The organism is Nocardioides sp. (assembly GCF_035429765.1).
GTDB lineage: Bacteria > Actinomycetota > Actinomycetes > Propionibacteriales > Nocardioidaceae > Nocardioides.
The window spans coordinates 1-7,553 of sequence record NZ_DAOMFK010000150.1; the positions used below are offsets into that span (position 1 = coordinate 1).

General features: G+C 72.7%; 6 protein-coding genes. All 6 read right to left on the reverse strand.

The genetic code is table 11. The annotated features are described in order from the left end of the window. Positions 1-121: 121 nt before the first annotated feature. Entirely contained in the window at positions 122-1,867 is a 1,746-nt protein-coding gene (locus PLP61_RS12725; RefSeq protein ID WP_324503100.1) for an LpqB family beta-propeller domain-containing protein, read from the reverse strand. Then, positions 1,864-3,459 (reverse strand): MtrAB system histidine kinase MtrB, encoded by a 1,596-nt coding sequence (gene mtrB, locus PLP61_RS12730; RefSeq protein WP_324503101.1) that lies wholly within the window; start codon positions 3,457-3,459, stop codon positions 1,864-1,866. Before mtrB ends, PLP61_RS12725 begins: the two co-directional genes overlap by 4 nt. 12 nt (positions 3,460-3,471) lie before the next feature. Further along, the gene (gene mtrA / locus PLP61_RS12735) at positions 3,472-4,173 is read right to left on the reverse strand and encodes an MtrAB system response regulator MtrA (RefSeq protein ID WP_324503102.1); all 702 of its coding nucleotides are present in this window, start codon (positions 4,171-4,173) and stop codon (positions 3,472-3,474) included. A gap of 27 nt (positions 4,174-4,200) precedes the next feature. After that, entirely contained in the window at positions 4,201-5,631 is a 1,431-nt protein-coding gene (gene ahcY, locus PLP61_RS12740) for an adenosylhomocysteinase (RefSeq protein ID WP_324503103.1), read from the reverse strand. A gap of 108 nt (positions 5,632-5,739) precedes the next feature. Then, positions 5,740-6,723, reverse strand: coding sequence for a cation diffusion facilitator family transporter (locus tag PLP61_RS12745; RefSeq protein ID WP_324503104.1), 984 nt, complete (start codon positions 6,721-6,723; stop codon positions 5,740-5,742). A 34-nt stretch (positions 6,724-6,757) separates the two neighbouring features. Then, positions 6,758-7,553 (reverse strand): SIS domain-containing protein (locus tag PLP61_RS12750; RefSeq protein WP_324503105.1); only part of this gene is annotated, 796 nt, incomplete at its 5' end.

The following is a 7,553-nucleotide window of genomic DNA, read 5'->3' on the forward strand; positions in this document are numbered from 1 at the left end:
CAGGCAGGTGCCGCCCGCGAGCAGGTCGAGGACGGCGTCGGACACCCGTTCCACAGCCCCCAGCACAGCACGCGACGCGGACCCGGGCAGCAGCGTGCGCCACGGCCTGTGGACGGCCGGCTCACCCCACGTAGGTGAGGGTTCCCAGGGACACCCCCGGGAGGCGCACCGTGCGCTCGGCCTCGGCGAGGTCCATGACCGCGCGCGCGGACGCGACGTAGGTGGGCTGCTCCGCGACCGGCGAGCTCACCAGCCAGCGCATCTGCCCGCGCAGCGTCGTGGGGGGGATCGGCGTGTCCCCCGCTGACCCGTCGATGGGAATGGCGCGCACCTGGGAGAGCCGCTGGGCGAGCGGAGAGAGCACCACGAGGGAGATGGGCGTCCGCCAGCCCAGGTCGCGCACGCGCAGCGGCGCGTCGAAGTCCGCGTGGACCGGCCGGGCGGGGGTCAGCAGCGGGCGCCCGTCCAAGCCGCGCCCGATCCGGCACATGACGAGGGAGTCGGTGTGCCTCCCGGCCAGCGCCGCGACCAGCCGGGTGCCGTCCCGCGACACGGTCACCGCCCGCACCCGGGCCCCCGTGATGCCGGGAGCGTCGACCTGGACCGCCCTCCCGCCACGCACGAGCGAGACCAGCGCGCCGTCGTCGCGACGGTCCACCAGCCACAGCCGTCCGGTGAGGTCCCACATCGGGGGGAGCAGGTCGGTGCCGCCGCTGACGACCTGGCGCACCTGTCGGCTGGAGCCGTGCAGCTGCGAGCGGAGGACCCGGCCCGAGGCCGTCACCCCTGCCACGCGGGACCCGTCGATGCTCACCGCGACGCTGCGCAGACCCTGGTCGACGCGGCCCATCGGCCCGTCCACCGGGCGCATCTCCTCCACCGAGCCGCTCACCAGGACGCCGTCTCGCAGGGCGAAGAGCTCGTCGGTGGCCAGCATCCCCGCCGGGTCGTACGCCGCGCCGGCGGACACCGGGAGCACCTCGCTGTCCCCCGGCAGGTCGACCGGCTGCCCCCCGATGGTGACCTTGAGTGCCCGGATGCCCGGCACCTGTCGCAGCGTCCAGGCCAGCTGGGCCAGCATCAGGCCGGTGGTCTGCGGGGTGAGCCGGGAGGCGTCGCCCTGCAGGGCGATCTCTGCGACACCCGCACGGGTCACCGGGACCGAGAGCCCGGCGGTCAGACCTGGCGGGAGGAACGTGCGGTAGACGCGACCCAGCCCGACCGGCGGCCCCAGCAGCAGGTTCGAGGTCAGGGCGGTGGCCAGCTGGTCCCCACGCGGGAGGTAGACCGGCTCGGGCACCACGACGGTGGCGGTCGGGTCGAAGAAGTACAGCGACACCTGCTGGAACCGGGGCTCGAACCAGGTGTCGGGGACGACCAGGGCATCAGGCGCACGGGCGATGCGCCACTCGCCGTTCTCGAGGGTGACCGGGAAGCGCAGCGTGCTGCGTGCACGCGGGAGCGAGCCCAGCCACGACCCCCGCGCGTCGAGGTGGTCCGCGCCCAGCAGCCGCACCTGGACCGGGTTGCTGCCGAAGGGGCGGGTCTTGTCCGCGTAGGTGATGATCTCGCGCTCGGGGTCCCAGTCGTCTGCGGCGCTCTGGGTGAGGTACTCGCGCGCCACGCTGGTGGACATCGGCGAGGCGGTCATGGCGTCCAGGAAGTGCAGCACGATGTCGCTGGCCGTCTCCCCCGGCGTCGGTGGCTGGACGACGATGTCCGCAGGGTCGTCCGTGCGCAGGCCGGAGTCCTCCTCGGCCGTCACCACCGGCCCCTGTTCGGGCAGCGAGACGCAGCCGGTGAGCACCGCCGTCGCCAGCAGGAGTGCGGGAAGCAGCCGGGGTCCGCGGCGGCGTGGGCGGGTCACACCTTCTCCTCGACGTCCTCGGGAACCAGCGGCAGCGGACTGCTCTTGAGGGTCTGGCCGGCCCACCTGGGTAGCGTCAGGCGGAACCGGGTGCCCTTGCCGGGCTGGCCCCAGGCCTGCAGCCAGCCCCCGTGCAGCTGGGTGTCCCCAAACCCGATGGACAGACCCAGGCTGGGCCCGCCGCTGGTGCGCGCCCGAGCCGGGTCGGCGCGCCAGAACCGGTTGAAGACCAGCGCCGACTGCCCCGGCTGCAGCCCCACCCCGAAGTCGCGCACCGAGACCGCAGCCGCCTGCTCGTTGCCCGCGACCTGGATGACGATGTCGCCGGACTCGGCGTGGTCGATGGCGTTGGTGACCAGGTTGCGCACAATCCGCTCGACCCGGCGGGCGTCGGCCTCGGCCAGGCACGGCCGGTCCGGGGCGTCGACGAGGATCCGGGTGCCCCGGGGCTCGGCCAGCAGCCGCGTCGAGTCCACGACCCGGGCGACCACGTCGGCGAGGTTCACGTCATCGAGGTGCAAGACGGCGGCTCCAGCGTCGAACCGGCTGATCTCGAGAAGGTCGGTGAGCAGCCGCTCGAACCGGTCCAGCTCGGTCTGCAGGAGCTCGGCGGCGCGCGCGGTCGCGGGGTCGAAGGAGCGGCGGGCGTCGTGCAGCACGTCTCCGGCCATCCGCACCGTGGTGAGCGGGGTGCGCAGCTCGTGGGAGACGTCGGAGACGAAGCGCCGCTGCACGCGGCTGAGCTCCTCCAGCTGGCCGATCTGACGCTGCAGGTTGGAGGCCATCTGGTTGAAGGACGTGGCGAGCCGGGCCAGGTCGTCCTCGCCCCGCACGCGCAGCCGTTCCTGGAGCTGGCCGGCGGCCAGTCGCTCCGCCACCTGACGGGCCATCCGGATCGGGGTGACCACCTGCCGGGTCACCAGCCAGGTCATCCCGGCGACCAGCACCAGCAGCAGCCCGGCGGCGGTGAGCAGCGCTCGGGTGACCAGGGCGAGCGTCTCCTCCTCGTCGACGAGCGGGAACAGGTAGTACAGGACGTAGGACTGTCCGTCGGCCGGCAGGCGCACCTCCGAGCCGACCACGATGCCCGGCACCCCGGCAGCGGCGACCCCCTTGCCGCGGACCCGGGCGTAGGTCCAGGCCGTGCTCGAGGAGTCCTGGAAGTGCTGGTGCAAGGAGTCGGGGACGCTGGTCACGTCCAGTCCCGAGCTCGAGATCGGGTCGCCCGCGGCCAGCGGGGCGCCGGTGGCCGTCACCGGCCCCGACAGGACGACGGAGTAGCCGCGCAGCGCCGCACGCTCCTTGATGGGGTCGAAGAGGTCGCGCCGCTGGCCCGCGACGTCCAGGTCGGTGCCGGGGACCGCGGCCAGCCGGGACCTCGCCACCGCGGTCTCGGCGCTGGCCTCGGCGACCACGGCGTCGACGCGGTGGGCGAGCAGCCCGTCCCGGGTCTGGTGCAGGAGGAACCAGCCGGTGACGGTGAACACCAGCGCGGAGAGCAGCACCGTGCTGGCGACGACCCTGGCCTGGATCGAGCGGCGCCAGAAGGTGAGGATCCGGCGGAGGGCTGCCGGCAGGCTGCGTTCGGCCATCGCGTGGCCCGGCTAGACCGATCCGGCGCGGTACCCCACGCCCCGGACCGTGACCACGATCTCGGGGTTCTCCGGGTCGTGCTCGATCTTGGAGCGCAGGCGCTGCACGTGCACGTTGACCAGCCGGGTGTCGGCGGCGTGCCGGTAGCCCCAGACCTGCTCCAGCAGCACCTCGCGGGTGAACACCTGCCACGGCTTGCGGGCCAGGCAGACCAGCAGGTCGAACTCCAGGGGGGTGAGGTTGATCGGTCGCCCGGCCCGGGTCACCGAGTGCCCGGCCACGTCGATGACCACGTCGCCGATGCCGAGCAGGTCGCCGCCCGGCACGTCGAGTCGACGGAGCCGGGCCCGGATCCGCGCGACGAGCTCCTTGGGCTTGAACGGCTTCACCACGTAGTCGTCGGCACCCGACTCCAGTCCGAGGACCACGTCCACCGTGTCGGTCTTCGCGGTGAGCATGACGATCGGCACGCCCGACTCGGCGCGGATCTGCTTGCACACGTCGATGCCGTCCATCCCCGGGAGCATCAGGTCGAGCAGCACCAGGTCGGGCTGGTGCTGCCGGAACGCCGCGAGCGCCTCGTCGCCGCGCGAGCACACCCGCGAGTCGAACCCCTCCTGGCGCAGCACGATGGTGAGCATCTCGGCCAGGGACGCGTCGTCGTCGACGACCAGCACGCACCCGTTCGGGGTGGGCTCCGCAGGCTCGGTCATGCCGTCAAGTGTGCCAGCACGGTCGAGTCAGTACCGGTAGCGCTCGGCCTTGTACGGACCGGTGACCGGCACGCCGAGGTAGGCGGCCTGGTCCTCGGTGAGCTCGGTGAGCCTGACGCCCAGAGCGGGCAGGTGCAGCCGGGCGACCTCCTCGTCGAGGTGCTTGGGGAGCACGTAGACGCCGACCGGGTACTGCTCGGTGCGGGTGTAGAGCTCGATCTGGGCCAGCACCTGGTTGGTGAACGAGTTCGACATCACGAAGCTGGGGTGCCCGGTGGCGTTGCCGAGGTTCATCAGCCGACCCTCGGACAGCACGATGACGGCGTTGCCCGCGGGGAAGGTCCACACGTCGACCTGGGGCTTGACCGTGGTACGCCGGACGCCGGGGTAGGTCTCGAGGCCGGCCATGTCGATCTCGTTGTCGAAGTGGCCGATGTTGCCGACGATGGCCTGGTGCTTCATCCGCGACATCTGGTCCGCGGTCACCACGTTCCGGTTGCCGGTGGCGGTGATCACGATGTCGGCGACGCCGAGGACGTCCTCGAGCGTGCTGACCTGGAACCCGTCCATCGCGGCCTGCAGTGCGCAGATCGGGTCGATCTCGGTGACGATCACGCGAGCCCCCTGGCCGCGCAGCGACTCCGCGCAGCCCTTGCCCACGTCGCCGTACCCGCAGACCACGGCGACCTTCCCGCCGATCAGCACGTCGGTGGCGCGGTTGATGCCGTCGACCAGGCTGTGGCGGCAGCCGTACTTGTTGTCGAACTTGGACTTGGTCACCGAGTCGTTGACGTTGATGGCCGGGAAGAGCAGCGAGCCCTCCTTGACCATCTCGTAGAGACGGTGCACCCCGGTGGTGGTCTCCTCGGTGACGCCCTTGATGTGGTTGGCCACCCGGGTCCAGCGGTTGCCGGACTCGGCCAGGGACCGCGCGATCACGTCGAAGATGATCCGCTGCTCCGCGCTCTGCGCGGTCGACGGGTCGGGGGCCGTCCCGGTCTTCTCCGCCTCGACGCCGAGGTGGACCAGGAGGGTGGCGTCGCCGCCGTCGTCGAGGATCATGTTGGCGTACTGGCCGTCGGGCCAGTCGAGGATCTGCTGGGTGCACCACCAGTACTCCTCGAGCGTCTCCCCCTTCCAGGCGAACACGGGGACGCCCGCGGGCTCCTCGACCGTGCCGCGAGGGCCGACGGCGACCGCGGCGGCGGCGTGGTCCTGGGTGGAGAAGATGTTGCACGAGGCCCAACGGACCTCCGCGCCGAGGGCCACCAGGGTCTCGATGAGCACGGCGGTCTGCACGGTCATGTGCAGGGAGCCGGCGATCCGCGCGCCGGCCAGCGGTCGGCTGGCGGCGTACCGCTCCCGCATCGCCATCAGGCCGGGCATCTCGTGCTCGGCCAGGGTGATCTCGGTGCGGCCGAAGTCGGCCAGGCTGAGGTCGGCCACCTTGAAGTCCATGACAGGTCCCTCCCGGACAACGTCTCGGGCGCACCGCGCGCCGTGTCGGAACAGGGTAGACCGGGCGGTGGACCGACGCAGAATCCTCGAGCGAGGTCGTCGAAGGCGTCAGTGGCCGGGCCCGGACACCGGCGTCGGGCGGGCGGTCGGCTGGTGGTCGGCGCGGTAGATGTCCGGCTCCAGGTAGATCACCCGGGCGGTCGGCTCGGCGGCCCGGATGGCCTGCTCCGCCTCGTCGATCGTCGCGGCGAGGTCGGCGGCGGACACACCCGGGGCGACCGCGAACTTGGCGGCCACGAGGAGCTCCTCCGGCCCCAGGTGCAGGGTCTTGAGGTGGATCACCCGCTCGACGCCGGTCGGCTCGGTGAGCGCGGTGGCGATGCGGGCCTGGGCCTCCTGGGTGGCCGACTCCCCCAGCAGCAGGCTCTTGGTCTCCAGCGCCAGCACGATCGCCACGGCCACCAGCAGCAGGCCGATCATCGTGGTGCCCAGCACGTCCCACAGAGGGTTCTCGGTGAGCACGTTGAGCCCGACCCCCAGGAAGGCGAACGCCAGCCCGAGGAGGGCGGCGAAGTCCTCGAGCAGCACCACGGGAAGCTCGGGGGCCTTGGCGCGGCGGACGAAGGCCACCCACGGGACCCCGCCGCGGATCTTGTTGGACTCAGCGATGGCGGTGCGGAACGAGAACGACTCCAGCACCATCGCGATCGCCAGCACCACCAGGGGCAGCCACCACCAGGTGGGGTCGACACCGGTGTCGTCAGGGTGCTCCTGGATGTGGTGCCACTTGTGGTACGCCTCGTAGAGCGCGAAGAGGCCGCCCACGGAGAACAGCACGATCGACACCACGAAGCTGTAGAGGTAGCGCTCCCGTCCGTACCCGAAGGGGTGCTGCGGCGTGGCGGCCCGCCGCGACCGGCGGCCGCCCAGGAGCAGCAGCACCTGGTTGCCCGAGTCAGCCAGCGAGTGGATCGCCTCGGCCAGCATCGAGGAGTTGCGGGCCAGCAGGTAGGCGACGAACTTGGTGACCGCGATGCCCAGGTTCGCCAGCAGCGCCGCCACCACCGCGCGGGTCCCGCCGTCAGCCGCCATGGGCGGAAGGGTACAGAACCCGGCCGGTGGCCGCTCAGCCAGGAACCAGGGCCAGACCGAGGTACTCCGCCGCGTAGCTGCCGGTCAGCATCAGGGAGGCGTAGCGGGCCACCTCGGTGGTGGCGTCGGTGGAGAGCGTCTCGACCCGGATGCCGCGCTCCGCGGCCGCGGCGCGGAGGCGGCCGCGGTGCTCGGCGAGCACGGGGTCCTCGGCACCGTCGTCGAGCACGACCAGCACGGGTCGGGCGGCGGCACCGTCGACGAGCGGGTCGTCGAAGACGTTGCGTCGCGCCGCGGCCTCGAGGACCGGAAGGAGGTGCTCGGCGTCCCCGGCGATCGCGGTCCGGCCGCTGGCCCGGCGCAGCGACTCCGCGACCCGTCGAGCGGCTCGCGCGGCCAGCACCGAGCCCCCCCAGACCACGGGGACCGCGTCGGCGAGGGCGATCGCCAGCGTCTTGGCGGGGTTGACCGCGAGGTCGCGGTGCGGCGAGCAGGCCACCGCCACGTCGTCGAGGGCGGTCGCCACGCTCTCGGCGTCCGCCCGCGGCCCCAGCCCGCCGTGGTCGAGGAAGTCGAGCACCACCACGGCGGTGGCGAGCTGGTCTCCGGTGACCGTGGGCAGCAGCGTGGTCCAGCGGCCGGCCGCGTGCTCGGCCACCAGGGAGCGCGAGGGGCAGGCGACGACCACCTGGCAGCCCCGGCGGACCGCCTCGGCGGCCGCGGAGGCCGTGTCGGGGTCGGCGCCCAGCGGGGCCAGGACCACGACCAGGTCCATCGCGCCGGCCCACCCGGGCAGGCCGGCGGTCGGCCAGGCCACGAACGGCACCGGG